Genomic DNA, 24225 nt, shown 5'->3' on the forward strand with positions numbered 1-24225 from the left:
TCATGAGCAAGGCAAATGGCGCGAGCCTGATCGACCTTCAGATCATGTGGCACCGGCTGATCGCCGTGGTCGAGGAGCAGGCCCAGGTGCTGCTCCGCACCGCCTTCAGCCCGATCGTGCGCGAATGCGGCGACCTCTCGGCCGGCGTGTTCGACCTCAAGGGGCGGATGCTGGCGCAGGCGGTGACCGGCACGCCCGGTCACGTCAACTCGATGGCGGAATCGGTCAAGCACTTCATCAACCACTTCCCGATCGAGACGATGAAGGAGGGTGATGCCTACATCACCAACGATCCCTGGATGGGCACCGGTCATCTCAACGACTTCGTCGTCACCACGCCCTGCTTCAAGGACGGCAAACCGGTCGCGCTGTTCTCCTGCACCAGCCACCTGATGGACATCGGCGGCATCGGCTTCGGGCCTGACGCCACCGACGTGTTCATGGAGGGGCTCTACATCCCCATGCTGAAGCTGATCGACCAGGGCGTCGTCAACGAGACGCTGATGGCGATGATCCGCACCAACACGCGGCTGCCGATCGATACCGAGGGCGACACCTATTCGCTCGCCGGCTGCAACGACGTCGGCTGCGAGCGCCTGGTCGAGATGATGACCGAGTTCGGCATCGACACGCTCGACGGGCTCGGCGACTACATCTGCGACCGTTCGCGCGAGGCCGTGCTGGCCGAGATCGCAAAGCTGCCGAAGGGCAGCTGGCGCAACACCATGGTGGTCGACGGCTATGATGCGCCGGTGACGCTGGCTGCGACGCTGACGATCTCGGATGCGGGCATCCATGTCGATTTCGACGGCACCTCCGCGGCCTCGAAATTCGGCATCAACGTGCCCTTGTCCTACACCACCGCCTACACTGTGTTCGGCCTCGGCTGTGTCGTGGCGTCGCAGATCCCGAACAATGCCGGCTCGCTGTCGCCGCTGACGGTGTCGGCACCCGCAGGCGCGATCCTGAATGCGCCGAAGCCCGCGCCGGTCGCCTCGCGCCACATCATCGGGCAGATGCTGCCCGACGTGGTGTTCGGCTGCCTGCGCCAGATCATTCCCGAGCGCGTTCCGGCCGAAGGCACCTCGTGCCTGTGGAATCTCAACGTCCGCGGCCAGACCCGCTCCGGCGTCGGCGGCAATTACGGATTCTCGATGGCGGTGACCTCCAATGGCGGCACCGGTGCGCGCTTCGGCAAGGATGGGTTGTCGGCCACCGCCTATCCCAGCGGCGTGCGCGGCACGCCGGTCGAGATCGCGGAGACGCAGACGCCGCTGATCTTCTGGCGCAAGGAGCTGCGTCCGGATTCCGGCGGGGCAGGGCGCACCCGCGGCGGCCTCGGCCAGATCATCGAGGTCGGCAGCGGCGTCGATGCGCCGTTCGACATCTTGGCGGCGTTCGACCGCATCGATCATCCGCCGCGCGGGCGCGATGGCGGCAAGAACGGCGAGGCCGGCTATGTCGGCCTCAAGTCAGGCAAGAAGCTGCGTGGAAAAGGATTTCAGCAGGTGCCGCCGGACGACCGGCTTGTTGTGCTGACGCCGGGCGGCGCCGGCATCGGCGCCCCCACGACGCGCGATCGCGCGGCGGTCAGGGACGACATCGAAAGCGGGCTCGTGTCCGCCGACAATGCGGCTGCAGTTTATGGGTACCCGCGCTGACAAACCAGTGCGCTTGGTAAACGGAGGGGAGCAATGATCACGCGACGGAACTTCACCGCGGGCGCAGCGACGCTGCTCGCCGCCGGCCACATCTCGACCCGCGCCCGGGCGGCGACGGCGAGCTGGGACATGTCGACGGTCTGGCCCGACGGCAATTTCCACACCCAGAACGCGATGGCCTTCGCGGAAGAAGTGAAGAAGCAGAGCGGCGGCTCGGTCGCGATTACCGTGAAGGCCGGTGGCCAACTCGGCTTCAAGGGACCCGAACATCTGCGCGCCGTGCGCGACGGCCTGGTGCCGCTTGCCGACGTCCTCAACATCCAGCAGGTCGGCGACGAGCCCTTCATGGGCGTCGAGAGCATTCCCTTCCTCTGCAGCTCGATGGACGAACTGAAGGTGCTGCACAAATATGTGCGGCCCGAATACGAGAAAGTCGCCGCACGCAACAACCAGAAGATCCTCTACATCGTGCCGTGGCCGACGCAGTATCTGCATCTCAAGGTCAAGGTCGCCGATGTCGACGGATTGAAGAACATCAAGATCCGCGTGCCCGACAAGAACGCCGTCGACATGCTGGCCGTGGTCGGCATGGCGCCGGTGATGATCCCCTGGGGCGAGACCATCCCCGCGCTCGCCTCGGGCGCCGTCGCGGGCGTCTCGACCTCGGCGGTCTCGGGCGTCGACGGCAAGTTCTGGGAATTCCTGAAATACGTCTACCCGACCAATCACGTCTGGTCCTCGCAGATGCTCACCGTCAATCTCGATTCCTGGAAGGCCCTCAGCGCCGACCAACAGCAGATGGTCGCCGGCATCGCCGCGAAGATGGAGCCGGGGTTCTGGGCGAACTCGCTCAAGGCCGATGCCGACAGCCTCAACCGCCTGAAGGAGGGCGGCATGGAGGTGGTGCCGGTCTCGGGCGCGATGATGACGGATATCCGGGCCAAGACCGCGCCGCAGCTCGACGCCTTCCTCAAGCGCGTGCCGGCGGCCGATAAGCCGGTGCGGGCCTATCTCGCCGAAATGAAGCGCTGAGGCCGATATGGTCAGCGTTTCGCCCGCGGCTTCACAAAGTCTCAACGCCGCGGCGCCGGCGCCGCTGCGCATTCTGCTCGACGGCATCGACCGTCTCGGCCGGCTCGACGGCTGGATCGGCGGCGGCTGCCTGTTGACGCTGACACTGCTGATGCTGTGCGAGGTCGCAACGCGCTTCCTCTCGAATTTCCTGTCGTTCTTCCCGCCGACGATCTCGATTGCCTGGGAATACTCATCCTATCTGATGGCGGCGTCCTTCACCTTCGGAGCCGCCATGACCTTGCGTGTCGGCGGCCACATCCGTGTCGTGCTACTGCTCAAGAACGCGCCGGCGCCGTCGCAACGGGCGCTGGAGATCCTGTCGGCCGCGGCCGGTTTTGCCTTCATGGCGTTCCTGACCTCGGCCATGGCGAAGTTCGCTTTCGGCGCCTATGTGCGCGGCCAGGTCTCGACCTCGAGCGACACGCCGCTGTGGTTTCCGGAAGCCGTCGTCACCTTCGGCATGCTGCTGCTCACGCTGCAATTCCTGGCACGCGCGATCCAGGCCGTGCTCGGCCTGCCGCTGGAGGATCACCGCATGAAGGCCTCGCCCGTCGAATGACAGCTTTGCTCGCTCCTGGATTCCAGATCGCATGACCATCGAAGTCGTCGCCCTCTTCGCGATCCTGTTTGCGCTGCTGGCCTGCGGCGTGTGGATCGGCCTCACGCTCGCGCTGACAGCGACATTGCTGCTCGCGATGTTCCGCTCGATCCCGCTGGACAAGCTGTTGCCGCAATACGCCTGGAACATCCTGACCACGCAGGAGCTGCTGGCGCTGCCGCTGTTCATCCTGATGGGCGAGCTGCTGTTCCGCACCCGCCTGTCGCGCTCGCTGTTTCAGGGGCTGGCGCCCTGGGCGGGGTTGCTGCCCGGCCGATTGCTGCATGTCAACGTGATCGGCTGCACCATCTTCGCGGCGATCTCGGGCTCGTCGGCCGCGACCACGCAGGTGATCGGCCGCATGTCGCTCAACGAGCTCTTGCGCCGCGGCTATTCGCGCGACATCGCGATCGGTTCGCTCGCCGGTGCCGGCACGCTCGGCTTCCTGATCCCGCCGTCCAACATCATGATCATCTACGGCGTGCTCGGCGACGTCTCGATCCTGAAACTGTTCACGGCCGGCGTGCTGCCCGGACTTCTGCTCGCCGCAACCTTCATGGGCTGGGTGATGCTGCACACGACCCTCAACCGCAGCATGGTGCCGGAGACGGAAGCCAAACTGTCGCAGGTGCCGTGGCGCGAGCGCTTTGCCGCGCTGAAGGATCTCGCGCCCGCGCTGTTCCTGATCGCCTGCGTGCTCGGCTCGATGTATGGCGGGCTCGCGACCCCGTCGGAAGCCGCCGCCGTCGGCGTGCTCGGCGCGGCGCTGGTCGCCTGGGCGCAGGGCTCGATGTCGCAGCAGGTGATACGCGACGTGCTCATCGGCTCGGTCGTGACCTGCTCGATGATCGCGCTGATCGTGCTCGGCGCTTCGATCCTCGGCAATGCCGCGGCCTTTCTCGGCATCCCGCAGGCCGTCGCCGCCTTCGTCAAGGGGCTCGGCCTGTCGCCCTTCATGCTGATCGTCGTGCTGATCGTCTTCTACCTGATCCTCGGCTGCTTCCTCGACGGCTTCTCGATGATCGTGATGACCTTGCCGATCGTGCTGCCCATCGTGAAGGGGGCAGGCTTCGACGAGATCTGGTTCGGCATCTTCCTCGTGCTCGCGGTCGAGATGGCGCAGATCACGCCGCCCGTCGGCTTCAACCTGTTCGTCATCCAGGGCCTCACCGAGGACGGCCTCGGCTACATCGCGCGCGTGACGCTGCCGTATCTCGTCATCATGATCGGCTTCGTGCTGCTGCTGACGCTCTGGCCCGGCATCGTCACGATTCTGCCGCGGGTGCTGTACGGGTAGATTGGTCGAGGGCGGGTGCCGCAGCCGTCAGCGGAATGGCGTTGCGGTGCGGCGGGGATCGCAGGCCTGCCCACCTACCATCCGTTGTGTTGCCTGACGGGCAAAACACTCCAGCGCTGGGTCGATACCCGTGCGCGAAAATATTCGCATTTACAGAAATTCGGTTTTGCCGTACAAGCCAACACATCCCGCCCGCCACAAGGGGCGTTTCGCGATCGTCACGGGACGCGGGCCGGGATGCGGTGGCCGCGACGGCGTCGGCGCGCGATGATGGCTGCAGGGCGGGAAACCGTGAGCAGCGACAGGCGCGATACGACACGGCGCTGACAGCGTCCTTGTTCGGCCCCGATGGCGAGCGCACGCCAGCCGTCGGGGATGCGGATGGGGATGTGCGCGGACGGAGAAGTCGTGTGGTCCTGACGCCCGGGGTCTGTGCGTCAAGGCTTGCGGTGATGTGGCGGCCCGACCGGGCGCGTGCATCAGCCATCTGCAAGGCGACGGGGGCAATAGTGCATCGCTCCCCGGGGAGAGCACGAAGGACACCGTGAAAACCATCGCGCAGGGAAGGCCGGGCGACCGGCATCACCTGTCGTCCACCCCGTGCGCGTTTCTTTCGCACACGCGGGACCTCGGGTGCCAGCCGGCGCCCGGCCTTCCCTGCGCCCTTGCTTTTAAAGGGCGGAAGAGATCAGCAAAGCTCGGGCAAGTCAGGCCGCGAGAATAAGCAGTCATGTCCATCGCTAAACAACGGTCTCGTGCCCCGGACGCAGTGCAACGCGCCGCGTCTTCGCGGCGTGGTGCGCTGCAGAGCCGGGGCCCATGCATCAGCGAAGTGTGTAGCCTTCTGGGTCCCGGCTCTGCGCAGCAGCGTAAGAACGCTGCAGCGCGTCCGGGACACGAGAGAGGCGCGCCAAACGTCGTCCCGGCTTGTCGACCGGGACGACTTGCGCGAGCAAGAGCGAAGGGGTGTTCAGCCCGGCCTAGGCCGCCGCCTTCTTGCGCGCGAGCTCGGCCTTGTACAGTTCGAACTCTTCTGCAACCGCCTTCGCGACCGACGGCCGCTGGCGCAGGCGCTCGTAATAGGCCTTCACGTTCGGCCATTTGGCGAGATCGATCGGCGGCGTCGCCATGGTCCAGTTGATGACCGTGACCAGATAGGCGTCGGCAACGCTGAAATGGTCGAGCAGGAAGTCGCGCCCCTTCAGGTAGTTGTCGAGATAGTCGAGCCGCGACAGGTTCTTCTCGAGGGCATAGGCCTTGGTCTCCTGCGGGGCCTTGCGATCGAGCACCGGGATGAAGAGGCCCTTGTGAAGTTCGGTGCCGATGAAGCACAGCCATTGATGCAGCCGCGTGCGCTCGATGCCCTCTGCGGCGCCAAGCCCGGATTGCGGGAAGCGGTCGGCGACGTATTGCAGGATTGCCGCGTTCTCGGTCAGAACCACGCCCTCGTCGGTGCGCAGCGTCGGCACCAGGCCGATCGGATTGACGGCGCGGAAGTCGGAGCCGTCGCTCAGCACGGTCTTGGTCGGCGGGTCGACCTCGAGATAGTTCGCTTCGGCGCCGGCTTCATACAGCGCGACGCGTGTTGCCATCGAACAGGCGAGCGGCGAGAAATAGAGATCCATCTGTAGCCTCCTTGGGCAATTTCTGAGATTTCGCTCAACCTGGCCAGATTGATTTTTGTACCATGTTGCATAATATGGGATCGGTCAAGGATTAGTTTGCGAAATGGTACAAAAATCGAAGCCGCCAGCTGCTGCCAATGAACCCGAGGGCGCCGGCCAACCTAAGCGCCGCGGCCGTCCGCGCGCCTACCAGCCCGATATCGCGCTCGGCAAGGCGCTGGATCTGTTCCGCCGGCAGGGTTTTGCCGCGACCTCGCTCGATGATCTCAGCGAAGCGACCGGGATGAACCGCCCGAGCCTTTACGGCGCCTTCGGCGACAAGCGGGAGCTCTACATCAAGAGCTATCAGCGCTACCGCGAGGATGCGCGGGCCTCCATGGCTGCGATCTTCCGCGAGGAGATGCCGGTGCGTCAGCGGCTGGAACGCATCTTCGCCTCCGCGCTGAACATCTATCTCTCGGGCGAGACCGGTCCGCGCGGCTGCTTTACGGTGGTGACCGCGGCGTCAGAAGCCGTTGACGATCCCGAGATCCGCGCCATGGTGCTCGACGGTCTCAACGAGCTCGACAAGGCCTTTGCAAACTGCTTCCGCCGCGCCAAGGAGAACGGCGAGCTGCCGGCGAGCGCCGATCCGGTCGTGCTGGCGCAGATCGCATCAGCCACCGTCCACACCATCGCCATCCGCTCGCGCGCGCGTGTATCGCGCAAGGAGCTGGAGGCGATCGTGAAGGGGGCGATCGACGTGATGGTGGGGGCCAGGAGTTAGGCTGTCGTCCCGGGGCGCGCGTAGCGCGAGCCCGGGACCCATAGCCACAGGGAGGTGTTTGGCGAAGACTAGGAGTTACCAGCTCGCCTAACAAACTTCTCCCTGGGGTTATGGGTCCCCGCCTTCGCGGGGACGACAGCGAGTATGTCGCCCGATCCCGCGCTCAACTACGCCGCGCGGATTTGCGCGAGGAAGCGATCCACCTCGTCCCGCAGCCGCTGCGACTGCTTCGACAGCTCGATCGCCGAACCCAGCACCTCCTCGGCCGCCGTGCCTGTTGCGGCGATGCCGGCAGTGACACCGGAGATGTTCTGCGAGACCTCGCCGGTGCGGGCGGCCGCCTGCTGGACGTTCTGTGCGATCTCCTGCGTCGCCGTGCCCTGCTGGCCGACGGCTGCGGCGATCGCGGCGGAGATTTCGTCGACTTGCTGGATCGTCGCGCAGATCGACTGGATGCCGTCCACAGCGCCTGATGTCTCGCCCTGCACCGCGTTGACCTGGGCGCCGATCTCCTCGGTCGCCTTCGCCGTCTGCGTCGCCAGTGCCTTGACCTCGGAAGCGACCACGGCAAAGCCGCGGCCGGCTTCGCCCGCGCGCGCCGCTTCGATCGTCGCGTTCAGCGCCAGCAGGTTGGTCTGGCCCGCGATGCCGTTGATGAAGGAGACGACGTCACCGATCTTTTGCGCCGCGTCCGCCAGGCTCTGCACGCGCTCGTTCGAGCGCCGTCCGTCGCTCGCGGCCTTGCCCACCACTTCGGTCGCGTGGGCGAGGCGCCGGCTGATCTCGGTCATCGACGAGGACAACTCCTCGGCTGCTGCGGCGACGGTCTGCACATTTTCCGAGGCCAGCGCCGACGCGGATGATACGGCGCCGGTCTGCTGTCGGGATTGCTCGACGATGGCCGACATCGAGCGCGCCGTATGCTCCATCTCGACCGCAGCCGAGGACACCGTGGTGACGACGTCGCGGATGCTGGCCTCGAAATTGTCGGCAAGCGCGGCGAAGGCACGCCGCTTCTCCGCTTCGGACTGCGCCTTGGCCTCCAGCTGCTCGGCCTGAAGCTTGCCAAAGTTGACGGCGTTGTCGCGGAACACCGCGACCGCCTTCACCATCGCCCCGACTTCGTCATTCGCCTTGCTGGCGGGGATGGTGACGTCGGTCCGGCCGTCTGCGAGCTCGCGCATGACGGACGTGATGGAGAGGATCGGACGCGAGATGCTGCGGGCGATGAGATAGCCGACGATGGCGGCAAGCACGAGCCCGATCGCGGCGATCGCAATCGCGAGCATCCAGGCGCGGTCGGCCGAGGCCTCGTAATCGGCATTGTCCATCACCAGTTCGACGGCGCCGAGCGGCTTTCCGGAAAAATCCCTGATCGGTCCGAGCAGCGCCGCCACCGGCGTATTGTCGAGCTTGGCCCGCTTCACCGTGAAGCTGCCTGTGGTAGCGCGGCCGTAATCGGCCGCGTCGAAGAAGCTCTTGCCCTTCAGCGTGCCGCCGAACAGCTTGAAGCCCGAGCCGTCGGCGAGGTGGAAGGCGACGTCGACATGGCGGTTGGTCTTGAAATCGTCGAGGAAGGACTGGCCGAAGGTCAGGCCGAATTCGACCGAGCCGAGCTGCTTGGCTCCTTGCGCGATCGGCACCACGCCGCGGATGCCGAGCCCGGCGACGCCGCCTTCGAGGCCGACCACGACCTTGCGATCCTGGTTGGCGACGACGACGGTCTTGCGGAATCCGCTGAGGTCGTCGCCGAACTTGGCGGGCTGGTGCACGCGCAGGAACGAGGTCGCCGGCGCCACATGGAACTGGAACTGCTCGACACCGTATTCCGATTTGGTCGCGGCAAAGACCGGCCCGAACAGGGCTATCAGGGCGTTGCGGTCCTGCTTGGCCATCGCATCCTGCGTCGCCGGCATCGCGGCCACGACCGTGCTCATGGCGGCGGCCCGGTGCGATTCCTCGGCGATGCGCGACTGAAGGGCATCATAATGGCTGTGCAGCTCGCGCTGGTCGGCGCGGTCGATGATCCCCGCGATGATCCACATCGCCCCGAGCACCGCAAACAGGGCGGTTGCCGCCGCCGTCACCGCGAGGGCAACCGTGATCCGCATCCTGAGGCCGAGGCTCGCGCGCATGTTCGACTCGTTGTTTGAGCGTTGGTTAACAACGCTTATCAACTTCTCGCTAAGAGAGGGTGAACGGGATACCGGCGGAGCGCTGTGGTTGTGAGCGATCGTTAGGCCAGCCCGGTTGCCTCCCCACAAGCGGGGTCGTCCCCGCGAACGCGGGGACCCATACCGCGGAATCTATCAAGTAAAGGCAGTCGCAGTACCGAGCTGCGACTTTTCGCAAAACTTCACCCTGTGGTTATGGATCCCCGCGTGCGCGGGGATGACACGGAATTTGCAGAACCAGCGTTCGCAAAATTCCGAGCGCCTCAATAGCCACTGGCCCGGTCCACCACGTTCTCCAGCGTGCCGCCGGCCTCGAACCGTGCGATCTGCTCGGCGACATAGGCCGAGATCGCGTCCGCGTCGGTGTCGGCTGCGTTGTGGGGCGTCAGCACCACCTTGGGATGGGTCCAGAACCGGCTGTCCGCCGGCTGCGGCTCCTGCACGAAGACATCGAGCGAGGCGGCGCCCAGCGTGCCGTCGTCGAGGCAGGCGAGGATGTCGGCCTCGTTCTGCAAGCCCCCGCGGCCGGCATTGATCAGCACCGGCGCGCCGAGCGGGCTGTTGCGGTTGAGCTTGGTGAAGACGTCGCGGTTGAGGATGCCGTGCGTCTCCGGCGTCAGCGGCAGCAGGCAGACCAGGATATCCGTCGCGCGCAGGAATGCATCGATCTGGGCCGAGCCATGGAAGCATTCGACACCATCGATCGCGCGCTGGCTGCGGCTCCAGCCGGCGACGCGGAAGCCGAGCCGGCGCAGCACGTCGGCCGCATCCGCTCCTAACGTGCCGAGCCCCATGACGCCAACCGTGACCGCGCTCGCAGGCCATTGATATTTCGGCTCCCAGCGTTTTGCGCGCTGCGAGTCCCGCAAATAGAGCTCCTGGCGGTGATGCATCAGCACGTGCAGCACGACATATTCAGTCATGCGGCCGGTCAGGTCGGGTACGGCGACCCGGACCAGCGGCACATCGGGCAGGCTCTTGTCCGCCATCAGCGCATCGACGCCGGCGCCGAGATTGAAGATCGCCCGCAGATTGGGGAAGGCGCCGAGATCGCCGGGCACCGGCTTCCACACCGTGGCATAGTGCACCTCGGCGGGATCGAGCGTGGAATCCGGCAGCAGCACCACACGGCGGCCGCCGCAGACAGCGTCAAACCGGGCCTTCCAGCGCTCGGGCAACCAGTTCTGCTGCGTGCTGTTGATCAGGACGGCCAGTGTGCCCTTGGTCATTCGAAGTGCCTCGTCGGTTCCGCTCAAGAAGGCCCTCCTTGGCACGACCTGCCGGATTTTTCCTGCTATTTTTTTCCGCAGTCCTGTCGGACCGGGGCATAGTGGATCGTCTTCACAACAAGACCCGAGGAAAATGTCGCCCATGCTTTATGCAATCCTTTGCTATCACGATGAGGACTTTGTCGGCTCCTGGAGCAAGGAGCAGGACGAGGCCGTGATGAAGAAGCTCGCCGTGGTGCAGGAGAAGCTCACCCAGCAGGGCCGGCTCGGGCCGGTCGCGCGGCTGCTGCCGACCACGGCAGCGGCGACCCTGCGCAAGGAAGATCCGCCGCTGGTGCTCGACGGCCCCTATGCCGAGACCAAGGAGCAGCTGCTCGGCTTCTACATCGTCGACTGCAAGAATCTCGATGAGGCGCTCGACGTCGCCCGCGACCTTGGCGCGGCCAATCCCGGCGGCGCCTATGAGGTGCGTCCCGTCGGCGTGTTCCGGCCCGGAGGAAACCTGACGTGAGCGAGACCGACACCGCCTGGATCGAGACCGCGCTGACCTCGGCGCGCCCCCAGGCGGTCGGCGCGCTGCTGCGTTATTTCCGCGATCTCGACACCGCCGAGGAGGCGTTCCAGAACGCCTCCCTGCGCGCGCTCAAGACCTGGCCGCAGAACGGACCGCCGCGCGATCCTGCGGCCTGGCTGATCATGGTCGGCCGCAATGCCGCCATCGACGAGGTGCGCCGGACCCGCAAGCAGCAGCCGCTGCCGGAGGACGATCAGGCGATCTCCGATCTCGACGACGCCGAAGGCGCGCTGGCCGAACGGCTGGACGGCTCGCACTACCGCGACGACATCCTGCGGTTGATGTTCATCTGCTGCCATCCGCAATTGCCGGCGACGCAGCAGATCGCGCTGGCGCTGCGCATCGTCTCGGGGCTTACCGTGAAGCAGATCGCGCGCGCCTTCCTGGTGTCGGACGCGGCGATGGAGCAGCGCATCACCCGCGCCAAGGCGAAGGTCGCGGAAGCCGGGACGCCGTTCGAAGCGCCCGGCGCAATCGAGCGCTCCGAGCGGCTCGCCGGTGTCGCGGCGATGATCTATTTGATCTTCAACGAGGGCTACTCGGCGAGCGGCGACACCGCGGAGATCCGCAAGCCGCTTTGCGAGGAGGCGATCCGGCTGGGGCGCCTGCTGCTCAGGCTGTTTCCGAGCGAGCCGGAGATCATGGGGCTCACGGCGCTCATCTTGCTGCAGCATGCACGCAGTGCCGCGCGCTTTGCCGCCGACGGCTCGCTGATCCTGCTGGACGACCAGGACCGTTCGCTTTGGAATGACACCATGATCGCGGAAGGGCTGGCGCTGATCGACAAGGCGATGCGCCACCGCCGCAGCGGGCCCTATCAGATCCAGGCCGCGATCGCCGCGCTGCATGCCCGCGCGTCGACGCCGGAGGAAACCGACTGGACGCAGATCGACCTGCTCTATGGCGCACTGGAAGTTGTGCAGCCGTCTCCCGTGGTGACGCTCAACCGCGCGGTCGCGGTCTCCAAGGTGCGGGGGCCGCAAGCCGCGCTCGATCTGATCGAGCCGCTTGCGCCGAAGCTCTCCAACTACTTCCATTTCTACGGCGTGCGCGGCGCCTTCCTGATGCAACTCGGCCGCAACGAGGAGGCGCGTGTCGCCTTCGACCGCGCCATCGCGCTTGCCAACACGTCCGCAGAAGCGGCCCACATCCGCATGCACATCGATCGCCTGATCCGGGACAGCCAGCCGAAGGCTGGCGCGCGGCAGGGTGCGAAAGTGAAGTGACGCCGCACGCGTCATTCCGGGATGGTCCGAAGGGCCAGACCTCAGGTGCGCACTGGCGCACCGGGGAATCTCGAGATTCTCAGGTGCGCAACAGCGCACCATAGTTCACCCTTCGGGTGCCCCGGAATGACGGCAGAATAATTTCGTCTTCAATTGTCGGCCTCCGCCGTTCCCGTTCGTCCTAAGCCCGTATCCACGGAGCTCCTCATGCTGAAAGCCGTTGCCGTCATCGCCATCCTGCTCGCCGCCGGACTTGCGGGCGTCCTCGCCTTTGCCCTGACAAAACCTGACACGTTCCGCGTCGAGCGGAGCCTCGCGGTGAAGGCGCAGGCCGGTGCGATCTATCCGCAGGTCGCCGATTTCCGCCGCTGGACCAACTGGTCCCCCTATGAGACCCGCGATCCCGCCATGAAGCGCACCTTCGGTGGATCTGAGGGAGGCAAGGGCGCGACCTATGCCTGGGACGGCAACAACAATGTCGGCGCCGGCCGCATGGAGATCCTCGAGGCGACGGGGCCGTCCAAGCTTCGCATCAAGCTCGATTTCGAGCGGCCGTTCGAAGGTCACAACACCGCCGAGTTCACCTTTGTGCCGCAAGGCGATGCCACTCTGGTCACATGGGCGATGTACGGTCCGGCTCCGTTCATGTCCAAGATCATGCAGGTGTTCATCAACATGGACAGCATGATCGGCAAGGATTTCGATGCCGGCCTCGCCAGCCTGAAGAAGCTGACCGAGAAGCAATAAGCCTCACTGCAAACGAAGAGGAGAGAAACGATGCTCAACGCTTATCTGTTCTATCAGGACACCTGCGAAGCTGCGTTCAACTTCTACGCCAAGGTCCTGGGCGGCAAGATCGACGCCATGATGCGGTCATCGGACGCGCCGCCGGACATGCCCGCCGCGCCCGGCCGCGAGAAGATGATCATGCACGCGCGAATGTCGTTGCCCGACGGCAGCGTGCTGATGGCTTCCGACGCGCCGCCGGAGCATTTCGCCAAGCCACAAGGTTTTTCGATCTCGTTCACGGTCAAGGATCCCGCAGATGGCGAGCGTAAATTCAACGCGCTCGCCGATGGCGGCACCGTCACCATGCCGTTCAGCAAGACGTTCTGGGCCAAGGGCTTTGGCATGTGCGTCGACAAGTTCGGCATTCCCTGGATGGTGAACTGCCCGGCCGAAGGGATGTGACAGGCGCGACCGCCTGCATGATCTGTTGAGTCCGCAATCCCCTCTCTGCACTGTCGCGCGAGAGGGGACGCCTGGATTTATCGCGTCATATCCGGATCGGTCGTGCGCTCGCTCAACGGATCGATCCGGTCGCGTCCTCGCTTTGCTGCGGCGGCTGAACGCAGCGAGGGCAGATCACGAGCTTGGTGCCGAGCTGCTTGTCGTTCTCGGCTTCGATCTCGTCATGGACCGCCCACCACGCCTCCGAGTATGGCCGCAAGGTGCCGAGCACTCGTTGCCGCTCCTGATTGGGATCACTTGCCGCGGGCGCGGGGTTCGTCGCGCGCCGCTTGGCGGCATGCGGGCGGTTCGAGCCTTTGTTGGGGTCCTGGCCGAGGCCATCCCATGCGATCGGGCGGCGCTCCTGCGCCGGTGCGACTGCACATCCAAGCAGCGCTGTGCAGAAAGTAAGCAAAATGAAGCCGCGTCGTATCATGCCGGACCCAAAGTTCGATGCGCAATGCGCAAGCTTCCGCACGGGAAACTTGCATCGTGTCGGTCAAATGGAACTTAAGGCAAACGATTGGCCGGCGTGGCCGAGGAATGAACGCGCGATTCGCATCACTTTGCGGGAGCAGTGAGGCCGCTTCGTGAAACCATGCGGACTGCATCGCACAACAATTGACGCAATATTGGGCTGTAATCTGCACGTCAGAATCGCTATTGGTGACTCACAAAATCTAAAAAGCTGGGGTGGACGTCACTTGGAAGGGGAGCGACCGATGGCGGCGGCGCTACAGATCAATTTTGCCCTGTGGGGGATGCTTATCTGCGTCAGCATGAAGCTGGGGCCGGTGATCCAGACTCTTTATTGACGGCAGCCAAAGTGTAATGGCGTGGAGACCCCGGTGCGCACATTGGGTGCGAGCACAGGGAACCTGCCGTGTGGCCTCGGGCCGGCCAGGCCAATGCCTTTGATGTGACGTGACGCGGTTCACAGAACTCATTCACGTCACATGCGTGGCGGCTGCCACATTCGTCAGCGGCAGCGCGGATAGATCGCGGCGAGATCGCGCCCCTTGAGCAAGAGTAGCCGCGAAGTGAGGCCGCCACGGCGGCTGATCCAGTCGCGCACTGGGCCGGGATAGGCGGCAAGCACCGCGACCGATGCTTCCGGCTCGGCATAAAAGCGCCCGCGCCGGTCGACCGAACGTGCCGCATGGAAGCCGAGCACGGCGCGCTTGGTGACGCAGATGCGCTCGCCCGGCACGATGCTCAGCACCAGCGTGCAGGCAGACAGGCAGGGACCATCGATCACCACGCGCTCGCCGCTCTCGCGCACCTTCTCGAACAAATCGAGGAACGGCCCGACCTGTCCGCCCGGAGACTGGATGATGCGGATTTCAGCGGACGCGGGCGCGGCGGCGAGCAGGGCGGATGCGAGGATCAGGGCTTTGAGGGAGGTGACGCGTCGCATGAACTCTCCACCAACTCGGTTTCGTAGGGTGGGCAAAGCGTAGCGTGCCCACCTTCAGCATCGCAGATCCGGAAGAACGTGGTGGGCACGGCGCAAGAGCGCCTTTGCCCACCCTACAGAAACTGTGCCTACCCGTTCCGCCTTTGCCCGCGCAGCGTCGGCAGGCCGATACCCGCCGCATCGAACCCGCCATCAACGGCCAAAATTTGACCGGTGATGTAGCTCGATCGTTCCGAGCACAGGAAGTAGATCGCTTCCGCAAGCTCCTCCTCCAGGCCGTAACGGTTGAGCGGAATGGCGTCGTGATAGTCGGCGCGGATCTCCTTGGTATGCACCTGCTTCGCCATCGCCGTGTCGACCGGTCCTGGCGCGACCGCGTTGACGCGGATGTTGAGGGAGGCGAGTTCGACCGCGAGCTGCTTGGTCAGGTGCGCGAGCCCGGCCTTGCTGGTGCCGTAGGCCGAGCGTAGCGTCGACGCGCGCACCGCCGAGATCGAGGTGATGTTGACGATCGCGCCGCCATGGCCTTCGCGCATCAAGGGAACCGCGGCCTTGGTGCAGAGGAACGGGCCGGTGAGATTGACCTCGAGCACGCGGCGCCAATCGGTCTCGGACGTCTCCATCAGCGGTGCGAACACCGCGATGCCGGCATTGTTGACCAGTGCATCCAGTCGGCCGAACCGGCGCTCGACCGACTCCATTGCATCGCTCACCGCGGCGGCGTCCGAGACGTCGCAGGTCAGCGCCAACGTCGCCTCGCTTTGGTCGATTTCGGCGACCGCCCGGCCGAGCAACTCGCCCTCGATGTCGAGCAGCGCCACGCGCCAGCCCTCGCCAAGGAACTTCTTCGCGGTCGCAAGCCCGATGCCGCGGGCGGCTCCGGTGACGAGAGCGATTTTTTGCGGGGCTTGCGGCATGGGAGATTTGTCCTCGAGTAGCATATGGGCGCAGGAATGCAGGCTCCTTTTACTGCGCTTTTATGCTGGCGAGGAAGGGGCAGGCGAGGGCTGGAGGGGAAGTCGCCCTTACGCCAGCTCCGCCGAGGCACGCTGCATGTTGGCCGACATGTCCGCGGTCACGATGCTCTGCTCCTCGACCGCGGCTGCGGTGGAGGCGATGAACTCGTTGACGCCTGCGATCGCGGCCTTGATCGCGGTCAGGGAGCTCGCGACGTCGCCGGAGATTGTGTTCAGCGCGTCGATTTCGGACGTGATCGTGTCGGTCGCCTGCTTGGCCTGGCTCGCGAGGTTCTTCACCTCGGACGCCACCACCGCAAAGCCGCGTCCCGCTTCGCCGGCGCGGGCCGATTCAATCGTGGCGTTGAGCGCGAGCAGATTGATCTGGTTGGTGATGCCCGAGATCATCTCGACGATGCCGCTCATGGCCTGTGCGGCGGCCGTCAGCCTCTGGGCCTGGAGGTCGGCGGACTCGACCCTTGTGGTCGCGACCTTGGACGTCTCGCGCGACTTCGTCATGGTCTCGGAGATTTCGCGGATCGATGCGCTCATCTCTTCGCTGCCGGCGGCGACCGCCTCGATCATCCCGCGCGCGTTGTCGGCCTTCTTGCGGCCGATCGCCTGCGCGGTGATGTCGGTGGCGTATTTCACCACCTTGTACGGCTGGCCGTTGAGATCGAAGATCGGGTTGTAGGACGCCTGGATCCAGATCTCGCGGCCGCCCTTGGCGATGCGCTTGTATTCGGCCGCCTGGTATTCGCCGCGATTGAGCGCTTCCCAGAATTGGCGGTAGGCGGCCGAATTCCTCTCGTTCGGCTCGACGAACATGGAATGGTGCTGGCCCTTGATCTCGGCCAGCGAATAGCCCATCGCCTTCAGGAAATTCTCGTTGGCGGTGCGGATCGTGCCGTCCATGTTGAACTCGATCACCGCTTGCGACTTCTGGATCGCGGCGAGCTGACCGTCATTGTCGGCTGCCTTCATCTTCTGCGCGGTGACGTCAGTGGCGAACTTCACCACCTTGAGCGGCCTGCCCATCTCGTCGAGGATCGGGTTATAGGTCGCCAGGATCCAGATTTCCTGAGCCCCCTTGCCGAGCCGCTTGTATTCGGCCGCCTCGAACTGGCCGCGGTTCAGCCGCGCCCAGAAATCCTTGTAGGCGGAGCCCGCGCGGTCCTGCGGCGTCACGAACATGGAGTGGTGCTTGCCCTTGATCTCGTCGAGCGAGTATCCCATCGTCTTGAGGAAGTTCTCGTTGGCGGTGACGATGGTGCCGTCCATGTTGAACTCGATCATGGCCTGCGCACGACTGATCGCCGCGAGCTTCCCCGCGTCCTCCATGGTCCGCATCTTGTAGGCCGTGATGTCGGTGGCGAACTTGATGAAGCTGACCACCTTGCCGGTCTCGTCGAGCAGCGGCGCGTAGGAGGCATGGATCCAGAGCTCTTTGCCGTCCTTGCCGTAGCGCCTATATTGCGTGGTCTGGAACTCGCCGCGGTTCAGGCTGGCCCAGAAGTCGCGATAGCGGGCGCTTTCGCGCTCGGCCGGGCTGACGAAGATGCTGTGGTGCTTGCCCTTGATCTCCGCGAGCGTGTAGCCGCTCATCTTGAGCAGGTTCTCATTGGCATCGAGGATGGTGCCGTCGAGCCCAAATTCGATGACCGCCTGCGACCGGTCGAGCGCCTCGACCTCCGCGATGGCGTGCCTGACCTTCTTGCTCAGGAAATTGAACACGTAAGCCCCGCAATGCTCGGATGCGATCCGATAGGATCGCCATACCGTTTCCCCTGAGCTGAAAAGTTGCATTGCTATCGTTGAGCATCGGTAAATCCTGAATAACGCTGCGACGAGCTCCGCGAGTCCGCGTGCGACAGCCAACTACTTCAACTGACAGCTGCTCTTGGTTTATATGCACGGTGGAGTTCACAATGCGGAGCCGTACTTGTACGGGGGCGCAGCCGAGATATTTTTCGCGCCGCCTTGCATGGCGGTGTCGGCGCGGTCAGGGGCGAACCGTCTTTAACAGGATGCCTCGTTGCGGAGACTAGCGATGCCCGACCATGAATGCCTGATCCGAGACCTCTTCGCCGCCTATCTCGCCAACGACCGGCAGCGGGTCGCCGACGCATTGGCCGACGATTTCCGCTTCACCAGTCCGTTCGACGACGACCTCGACAAGGCGACCTATTTCGAACGCTGCTGGAGCGACAGCGGCTGGATTGCACGGCATGACATCGAGCGCATCTTCGCCCGGGGCGAGGAGGCCTTCGTTACTTATCTCTGCCTTGCGACAGATGGCAGGAGTTTTCGCAACACGGAGTTCTTCACCTTCGCAAGCGGCAAGATCCGGCGCATCGATGTCTATTTCGGCGCTGCCCGGCAGGATGGTCGTTTCCTGCCGCAGCCGCGCTAGGGCCAGGCCCCTCAGATTATTTCCGCGGGCGTGTCGGTTCGGTGAGAGTTCGTTCGTCTTGAAGGCGAGCGGGCCTGCGCCTCACGGCGCATCCCGGAACCACCGCAGAAGCCAGGATACGACCCATGCGATTCATGATGTTGATGATCCCGCTCGGCTACGAGGCCGCGCCGCCGGACGTCCAGCTCGATCCCGAGCGCGTCGCGGCGATGATGCGCTACAACGAGGCGCTGAAGGACGCGGGCGTGCTGATCACGCTCGATGGCCTGCATCCGCCGTCGATGGGCGCGCGGGTTTCGTTTGCGACCGGCGAGCCTGTCGTGACCGACGGCCCATTCACTGAAGCCAAGGAAGTCCTTGGCGGCTATTGGATGATCGAGGTTGCCTCGCGCGCCGAGGCGATTGCCTGGGCGAAGAAGTGTCCGGCTTCGGCCAACGAGATCATCGAGATCCGGCAAGTCCAGGAGATGAGCGACTTTCCGCCCGACGTGCAGGAGGCCGCGGCCGGTTTCGGCGACCTGAAGAGGTAGCCACAGCGATCGCGATGAAATCGCGTCTGTCGTCAGTCAATCAGCAAGGAGAGAACCGATGAGCACCGAACATAAATTCCTCGCCGTCTATCTCGGCAGCATGAGCGGCGAAAAGATGAAGGCCTGGCATGCGATGCCCGAGGCTGAACGGAAGGGAAAAGAGCGCGAAGGCATGGCCGCCTGGCACGGCTGGGTCGAGAAGCACAAGGACGTCATCGTCGAGCTGGGCGGCCCGCTCGGCAAGACCCGCCGGATCGACGGACGCGGCATTGCCGAGATCAGCAATGCGCTGACCGGCTTCACGGTGGTGCGGGCCGCCTCGCAGGAGGAAGCTGCAAAATTGTTCGAGAACCATCCGCATTTTGCGATCTTCCCGGGCGAGGCGATCGAGGTCATGCCCGTGCTTCCGATTCCGCAGATGTAGCTGCGGACGAGGTCAATTCCGGGTGCGATGCCGTCGCTCCGGGCCGGCATCGCCCGTGAAAGTACGGGGTTAATCACGCCCGATTCCTGCTAGTGACCTTCACCGCCGGCTCATGTAAAGATCGTTCACATGAGCTGGCGCAAGGAGCAGCGCCGCGCCGAGCGCGGCTATCACCACGGAAATCTGAAGGAAGCCCTGTTGCAGGCCGCTCTCGGGCTGATCGCCGAGAAGGGCGCGGCTGGCTTCACCTTCGCCGATGCCGCACGCATGGCCGGCGTCAGCGCAGCGGCGCCCTATCGGCATTTCCGCGACCGCGACGAGCTGTTGTCCTCGATCGCGCAGCGCGGCTTCGAGCAGTTCGAGCAGCGCCTGACCGCGGCCTGGGACGACGGACGCCCCGACACGGTCACCGCGTTCGAGCGCGTCGGCAAAGCCTATCTCGCCTTCGCCCGTGAGGAGCCCGCGTTCTACAACGCGATGTTCGAGTCGGGCGTGCCGGTCGACGCCAATCCCGCACTTCAGGCCGCCAGCGAACGCGCCTTCAACATCATTCGCGCTGCAGCCGAGCGGCTCGCGGCGCTGACGCCGCCGGGTAGGCCGCGGCCGCCGGCGATGATGATGGCGCTGCACATCTGGTCGATGGCGCACGGCGTGGCTTCGCTGTTCTCCCGTGGCGACGCCGCGCGACGAAAACTGCCGATGTCGCCGGACGAACTGCTCGAGGCCGAGGTGCTGATCTATCTGCGCGGCCTCGGCTTCCCGACCGACCGCCGTCCTGCAGGCAAGGGCGCCGAGCCGCCGCCGGTGCCGCCGGAGGCGTCCTCCGGTTCAGGTGTGCCGCCGGCTGGTCCCTGGGGCAAGCCGAAATAAGATTGCGCAAAATAATCACGCGGGCGTGTCTGGCGGCCAGCTTGACAAAATCGCGGGATGGTCTAGCTATGTAAATGTTATTTACATTCACAACGGCGCTGGTGCCGTGATGGAGATGGGAAATGGCCTACACCGCTGACGTTAATCGCTGGCGCGGCCCTTCGGACCAATACCAACAATACGAGCGTCCCCGCATGCTCGATACGCCCTGGCATCCCGGCTGGATCGCCGTGACCATCCTCGGCTTCATCATCTGGTGGCCGATCGGACTTGCCCTTCTCTTTTTCACACTCGGGAGCAGAAGAATGTCGTGCTGGAGCCATCAGGATCGCTGGCAGAACAAGATGGAAAAGATGCAGTACAAGATGGACCGCATGCGCGGCCGCATGGAGCGCCGCGGCTTCGGCTTCGGCTTCGGCCCGCCGTCCTCCGGCAACCGCGCCTTCGACGAGTACCGCTCGGAAACGCTGCAGCGGCTCGAGGAGGAGCAGGTCGAGTTCAGGAACTTCCTCGACCGTCTGCGCCACGCCAAGGACAAGGAAGAGTTCGACCAGTTCATGGCGCAGCACAAGACGCGTCCGACCCCGCCGCCGACCGACCAGCAGCAGGGCTGATCTTCAAGGCTGACACCTCTCAAAGCCTTCAGGCGCATGCCCCCAAAGTCCTGATGGCCCCGAGCCGCCCGTCTGCGCAACCCGCAGGCGGGCGGTTTGGTTTTTTGGTTCAATCTCTCGCGCGCGCGAGAGCAGGCATCGGCCGGCTTCGGCCGCCATCGTTGCTCGCATTGCTCGTCGTGCCGCGCCTAGTCCTGTCGCGAGATGCAGGTTGCAATTTATCGCGGTGGCAACTGACAAGCACTAGACCGGACGTTGCCGAGAATGTCGCCCGGTTGCGGCGGTGTGGCCTGTCCGGAAAATCGAATCTCCTCTTGCAACCAAAGGGTGTTGTGCATAATCTTGGGACGTTTTTCAATCGATGATATTTGGCTGAATATTAGGGAGTATTTTCGTGCGGATCGTAACGATCGTTCGGAAGGTAGCCCCTCGCTGCTATCCCAATTACCTCAAGGCTTTTGAAGACGGCGACGAAATCTTCGACCGCTTCAAGATCAACACTCCGCTTCGCATCGCGCACTTCCTGGCTCAGGCGCTATATGAAACCGGCCGCGGTACGGTTCTGTTCGAGAGCCTCAAATACAAAACCACGGAGCGACTTCTCGAGATTTTCGGCATCGGCCGTCACAGCGCGGCGATCCGGCCCGATGAAGTCGATCAATATCTCAACAACGATCGCGCCTTGGCCGAGCGCGTCTATGGACTGGGCAATCCGAAGAAGGCGAAGGAGCTCGGCAATACCAAGCAAGGAGACGGATACAAATATCGCGGCGGCGGCCTGCTGCAGACGACGGGCGGAGCCAACTACGCACGCATGGGCAAACTTGCCGGCGTGGATTTCTACAACAACCCGGATCTGATTGTCGCTCCAGAAGCGGCCCTCCTTCCCGCGCTCAACGAATGGAATGAGGGAGGCATGAACACTTATGCGGATCAGAACAACATCCGTGCGATCACGCGGACCATTAACGGCGGTTACAACGGCTTGAGCGGCCGCACGGAACTGTTCGAGATCGTGTGGAGCGCGATCGGCAAGGGCGGCGCAAACCAAGTGGCGTGGAAAACCGCGACCGCGTCGGATGAAACGCGCGAGCTTCAGGAGGCCCTGAACGATCTCGGGGCTGAGCCGGCGCTTGTCGTGGATGGACGATATGGTCCCGCCACCGCGCGGGCGGTCGAGTGGTTTCAAAACCACGCCAAGATCCCGGTCGATGGAAATGCAGGCGTGGTGACGCAGGCGGCGTTGAATCTCCGCCTGAATTCCCGGACGGCTTCAGAGCGCCCCTAAGAGCGTGCCGCCTTTGACGCGCGAAGGTCGCCGGAGCTTCGCAAATGGATGTCTCGATTATTGAGGGCCGAATTTTAGCAAGTCTTATTACGCAGAAGGAATTGAGCATGACCGACGGCGAAAAGATGCTGAAGCTGGCCGAGTCCCGCATCGGCGAGAAATACGTCAATGTCTGCGTTCCCAAGAACAACAAGAACTGGCACGGTCCATGGGACTGCGCGGAGTTCATGTCCTGGTTGGTGTATCAGGTCGGTGGTTTCCTGTATGGATGCGTCGACGACAACGGCAATCCTGCGACGGTCGAGGCCTATACAGGCGCCTGGAAGAGCGATTCACAAAAACTTGGAAAGCGCGTGCCGTGGCGGCAGGCAGCTTCAACGGTGGGAGGCATTCTTCTCCGCTACCCGCCCGGACCGGGCATGATGGGGCACATCGTCGTTTGTGACGGCGAGGGCGGCACCGTGGAGGCGATGGGAACGGCCTATGGCGTTCGTCGCGGCAAGGTGTCGGGCCGGAATTGGGATACCGGCGTCTTGCTGCCGAACTTCACGTATGGGGCGGCGGGCGGAGCACTCGACCTGGTTGAGCCGAGCCAGCTGTATGCGCTTGGGCAGCCGAATATGAAGGCGTCCGTCGTTCGGGACATCCAACGCGCGTTGAAAGAGCTGGGGTTCAATCCGGGGCCGATCAACGGTGAATATAATGACCTGACGGTGGCGGCGGTCGCAGCGTTTCAGGCGACCAAAGGACTCATTGTTGACGGACAGGTAGGATCGCAGACGGCAAAACGGTTGAAGATCGAACTCTAGGGATCGGCGGATTCTTCCACCTGCTCCGCGCGACGGAGGCGTCCCGGCGGCATGACTGGCGCCGGGCTGCATCGCATGACCGCCAGCTTCAGCGAGCGGTGGCCAGCTGCGCGTGAACCGAAGCCAGGAATTGTTCGTAGGCGTGATCCACGATCTCGTTGAGCGATCGCGTTCGTGCGAACATCGCCTTGGCCTCGGCGAGAAACTCCTCGCGGGTCGGTATCTTCGGCAGATGCAGGTGTGTCAGCGCGTCGACGCCGTCATGCGCGCGATTGAGGATGTCGTGCAGCGTCGGCAGCTGCAGCTGGGTCGGGTCGGCCCGGTGCAGCGCCGAAGAGATCGCGTGTGCAAGCTTCGGCGCGTCGAACCGCCCGGCAAGCTCGCGGGCGGCCCGATTGATGACGCGGGCGCCGAGCGGTTGCTCATTGCGCAGCACCTGTTCGGGCGGCGCCTTCATGTTCCAGACGATTCCGAACCAGGACAATACCGTCAGCACGTAATAGGTGACGTCGATCTCCCACCAGCGAAAACCCTGCCGCACGCTGCTCTGATAGGCGTGGTGATTGTTGTGCCAGCCCTCGCCCATGGTGAGCAGCGCCAGCAGCCAGTTGTTGCGGGAATCATCGCCCGTCACGTAGCGCTTGCGTCCGTGCACATGGGCCAGCGAATTGATGCAGAAGGTCGCGTGATAGACCAGCACCGTGCTCCACAGGAAGCCGACGATCAGACCCGACCACCCGGCCACCAGGAAGCAGAGCGCTGCAAGCACGAAGGCCGGCAGCAGCTCCAGCCGATGCAGCCACATCAGCTCAGGATAGACCGTGAGATCGCCGACTTTCACGAGATCGGTCGCGTCGTGCTCCCGGTAAAAGATCCAGCCGAGATGGCTGTACAGGAAGCCGCGCTGACGCGGCGAATGCACATCCAGTTCGGTGTCGGAGTGCAGATGATGATGCCGATGCTTGGCCGCCCACCACAACACGCTCTTCTGCGCGGTGCTTTGCGCAAGGCAGGCCAGGATGAACTGAAACACGCGGCCGGTGGCGAAAGCCCGATGGGAGAAATAGCGGTGGTAGCCGGCGCCGATCGCAAACATCCGAACGACATACAGCGCACCACAGATCGCGACGGCCTGCCACGTGACGCCTGACCAGATCGCCGCAAAGCATCCGAGATGGACCAGCACGAACGGTATGGCGGAGGGGTACATGACGTCGTCGTGGTGGTCGTCGGCGGGCGCGTTGGGCAACATGTTTCAGCGTGACCTCAGGTAACGGGGATCCGGAATTTGCATCGGCAGCACCGAGGGCTGCCGGGTACGAAAAACCCGCGGATGGCGGACCACCGCGGGGCTTGAGCGAGCTGCTTTGCGTGTCATCCCGGCTAAAGCAGCATCAGCCGAAAATCCGACTGAATATATGGGCGCGGATGGCTGGCATGCAAGCTCGTA

The 24225-nt window shown here is 64.2% G+C and carries 24 protein-coding genes; 16 read left to right on the forward strand and 8 right to left on the reverse strand.

Features of this window, described 5'->3' with window-relative positions; genetic code table 11:
- Positions 1–2: 2 nt before the first annotated feature.
- Genes CIT37_RS08905 through CIT37_RS08920 form a run of 4 tightly spaced genes read left to right on the forward strand, consistent with a single transcriptional unit; the run spans position 3 to position 4630 of the window.
- On the forward strand, positions 3–1661 hold the full coding sequence (locus CIT37_RS08905; protein ID WP_038951027.1) for a hydantoinase B/oxoprolinase family protein: 1659 nt from the start codon (positions 3–5) through the stop codon (positions 1659–1661).
- A 33-nt stretch (positions 1662–1694) separates the two neighbouring features.
- Positions 1695–2693 (forward strand): TRAP transporter substrate-binding protein, encoded by a 999-nt coding sequence (locus tag CIT37_RS08910; protein ID WP_095426692.1) that lies wholly within the window; start codon positions 1695–1697, stop codon positions 2691–2693.
- 7 nt (positions 2694–2700) lie between these two features.
- A complete protein-coding gene (locus tag CIT37_RS08915; protein ID WP_095426691.1) occupies positions 2701–3294 on the forward strand; it encodes a TRAP transporter small permease subunit in 594 nt (197 codons plus the stop codon).
- A gap of 31 nt (positions 3295–3325) precedes the next feature.
- Positions 3326–4630 carry a TRAP transporter large permease gene (locus tag CIT37_RS08920; RefSeq protein ID WP_095426690.1) on the forward strand — a complete coding sequence of 435 codons (1305 nt, stop codon included), beginning with the start codon at positions 3326–3328 and terminating at the stop codon, positions 4628–4630.
- A 980-nt stretch (positions 4631–5610) separates the two neighbouring features.
- Here CIT37_RS08920 and CIT37_RS08925 read toward each other — a convergent pair.
- Positions 5611–6255 carry a glutathione binding-like protein gene (locus tag CIT37_RS08925; protein ID WP_095426689.1) on the reverse strand — a complete coding sequence of 215 codons (645 nt, stop codon included), beginning with the start codon at positions 6253–6255 and terminating at the stop codon, positions 5611–5613.
- Between the two features lie 103 nt (positions 6256–6358).
- Here CIT37_RS08925 and CIT37_RS08930 point away from each other — a divergent pair, with 103 nt between their 5' ends.
- A complete protein-coding gene (locus tag CIT37_RS08930) occupies positions 6359–7021 on the forward strand; it encodes a TetR/AcrR family transcriptional regulator (RefSeq protein WP_095426688.1) in 663 nt (220 codons plus the stop codon).
- Positions 7022–7188: 167 nt separating this feature from the next.
- Here the strand turns inward: CIT37_RS08930 and CIT37_RS08935 are convergent, their stop codons facing one another.
- Together CIT37_RS08935 and CIT37_RS08940 are read right to left on the reverse strand one after the other, a co-directional pair.
- Positions 7189–9156, reverse strand: coding sequence for a methyl-accepting chemotaxis protein (locus CIT37_RS08935; RefSeq protein ID WP_161966359.1), 1968 nt, complete (start codon positions 9154–9156; stop codon positions 7189–7191).
- A 302-nt stretch (positions 9157–9458) separates the two neighbouring features.
- Entirely contained in the window at positions 9459–10424 is a 966-nt protein-coding gene (locus tag CIT37_RS08940; RefSeq protein ID WP_095426687.1) for a 2-hydroxyacid dehydrogenase, read from the reverse strand.
- A 142-nt stretch (positions 10425–10566) separates the two neighbouring features.
- Between CIT37_RS08940 and CIT37_RS08945 the strand changes: the two genes are divergently transcribed.
- The 4 genes from CIT37_RS08945 (at position 10567) to CIT37_RS08960 (ending at position 13415) form a co-directional block, all read left to right on the forward strand.
- A complete protein-coding gene (locus CIT37_RS08945; protein ID WP_028140339.1) occupies positions 10567–10935 on the forward strand; it encodes a YciI family protein in 369 nt (122 codons plus the stop codon).
- Entirely contained in the window at positions 10932–12224 is a 1293-nt protein-coding gene (locus CIT37_RS08950) for an RNA polymerase sigma factor (RefSeq protein WP_095426686.1), read from the forward strand. Before CIT37_RS08945 ends, CIT37_RS08950 begins: the two co-directional genes overlap by 4 nt.
- A gap of 207 nt (positions 12225–12431) precedes the next feature.
- Entirely contained in the window at positions 12432–12971 is a 540-nt protein-coding gene (locus tag CIT37_RS08955) for an SRPBCC family protein (RefSeq protein WP_028140337.1), read from the forward strand.
- A gap of 30 nt (positions 12972–13001) precedes the next feature.
- Positions 13002–13415: a VOC family protein gene (locus tag CIT37_RS08960; protein ID WP_028140336.1), complete on the forward strand. Its 414-nt coding sequence runs from the start codon at positions 13002–13004 to the stop codon at positions 13413–13415.
- A 112-nt stretch (positions 13416–13527) separates the two neighbouring features.
- Here CIT37_RS08960 and CIT37_RS08965 read toward each other — a convergent pair whose 3' ends face one another.
- From CIT37_RS08965 to CIT37_RS08980, 4 genes are all read right to left on the reverse strand, one after another.
- The gene (locus CIT37_RS08965) at positions 13528–13890 is read right to left on the reverse strand and encodes a hypothetical protein (RefSeq protein ID WP_028140335.1); all 363 of its coding nucleotides are present in this window, start codon (positions 13888–13890) and stop codon (positions 13528–13530) included.
- 543 nt (positions 13891–14433) lie between these two features.
- Positions 14434–14871, reverse strand: coding sequence for a hypothetical protein (locus tag CIT37_RS08970; RefSeq protein ID WP_028140334.1), 438 nt, complete (start codon positions 14869–14871; stop codon positions 14434–14436).
- Positions 14872–14999: 128 nt separating this feature from the next.
- Positions 15000–15788 (reverse strand): SDR family NAD(P)-dependent oxidoreductase, encoded by a 789-nt coding sequence (locus tag CIT37_RS08975; protein WP_028140333.1) that lies wholly within the window; start codon positions 15786–15788, stop codon positions 15000–15002.
- A 108-nt stretch (positions 15789–15896) separates the two neighbouring features.
- Complete coding sequence (locus CIT37_RS08980; RefSeq protein WP_095426685.1) at positions 15897–17561, reverse strand: methyl-accepting chemotaxis protein; 1665 nt, start codon at positions 17559–17561, stop codon at positions 15897–15899.
- A 316-nt stretch (positions 17562–17877) separates the two neighbouring features.
- On the opposite strand from CIT37_RS08980, the gene CIT37_RS08985 reads away from it, so the two are divergent.
- From CIT37_RS08985 to CIT37_RS09015, 7 genes are all read left to right on the forward strand, one after another.
- Positions 17878–18240 carry a nuclear transport factor 2 family protein gene (locus CIT37_RS08985; protein WP_038948382.1) on the forward strand — a complete coding sequence of 121 codons (363 nt, stop codon included), beginning with the start codon at positions 17878–17880 and terminating at the stop codon, positions 18238–18240.
- A 125-nt stretch (positions 18241–18365) separates the two neighbouring features.
- Positions 18366–18770 carry a YciI family protein gene (locus CIT37_RS08990; RefSeq protein ID WP_091956420.1) on the forward strand — a complete coding sequence of 135 codons (405 nt, stop codon included), beginning with the start codon at positions 18366–18368 and terminating at the stop codon, positions 18768–18770.
- A 58-nt stretch (positions 18771–18828) separates the two neighbouring features.
- A complete protein-coding gene (locus CIT37_RS08995; RefSeq protein WP_095426684.1) occupies positions 18829–19194 on the forward strand; it encodes a YciI family protein in 366 nt (121 codons plus the stop codon).
- Between the two features lie 129 nt (positions 19195–19323).
- On the forward strand, positions 19324–20064 hold the full coding sequence (locus CIT37_RS09000; RefSeq protein WP_028140328.1) for a TetR/AcrR family transcriptional regulator: 741 nt from the start codon (positions 19324–19326) through the stop codon (positions 20062–20064).
- Between the two features lie 122 nt (positions 20065–20186).
- Positions 20187–20678: a DUF2852 domain-containing protein gene (locus CIT37_RS09005; protein WP_038948384.1), complete on the forward strand. Its 492-nt coding sequence runs from the start codon at positions 20187–20189 to the stop codon at positions 20676–20678.
- A gap of 394 nt (positions 20679–21072) precedes the next feature.
- Positions 21073–21966, forward strand: a complete 894-nt coding sequence (locus CIT37_RS09010) for a peptidoglycan-binding protein (RefSeq protein WP_095426683.1) — start codon at positions 21073–21075, stop codon at positions 21964–21966.
- Positions 21967–22010: 44 nt separating this feature from the next.
- The gene (locus tag CIT37_RS09015; RefSeq protein WP_095426682.1) at positions 22011–22775 is read left to right on the forward strand and encodes a peptidoglycan-binding domain-containing protein; all 765 of its coding nucleotides are present in this window, start codon (positions 22011–22013) and stop codon (positions 22773–22775) included.
- A gap of 88 nt (positions 22776–22863) precedes the next feature.
- Here the strand turns inward: CIT37_RS09015 and CIT37_RS09020 are convergent, their stop codons facing one another.
- Positions 22864–24027 carry an acyl-CoA desaturase gene (locus CIT37_RS09020; RefSeq protein WP_095426681.1) on the reverse strand — a complete coding sequence of 388 codons (1164 nt, stop codon included), beginning with the start codon at positions 24025–24027 and terminating at the stop codon, positions 22864–22866.
- Positions 24028–24225: the final 198 nt, after the last annotated feature.

It is taken from the genome of Bradyrhizobium ottawaense, from assembly GCF_002278135.3.
GTDB lineage: Bacteria > Pseudomonadota > Alphaproteobacteria > Rhizobiales > Xanthobacteraceae > Bradyrhizobium > Bradyrhizobium ottawaense.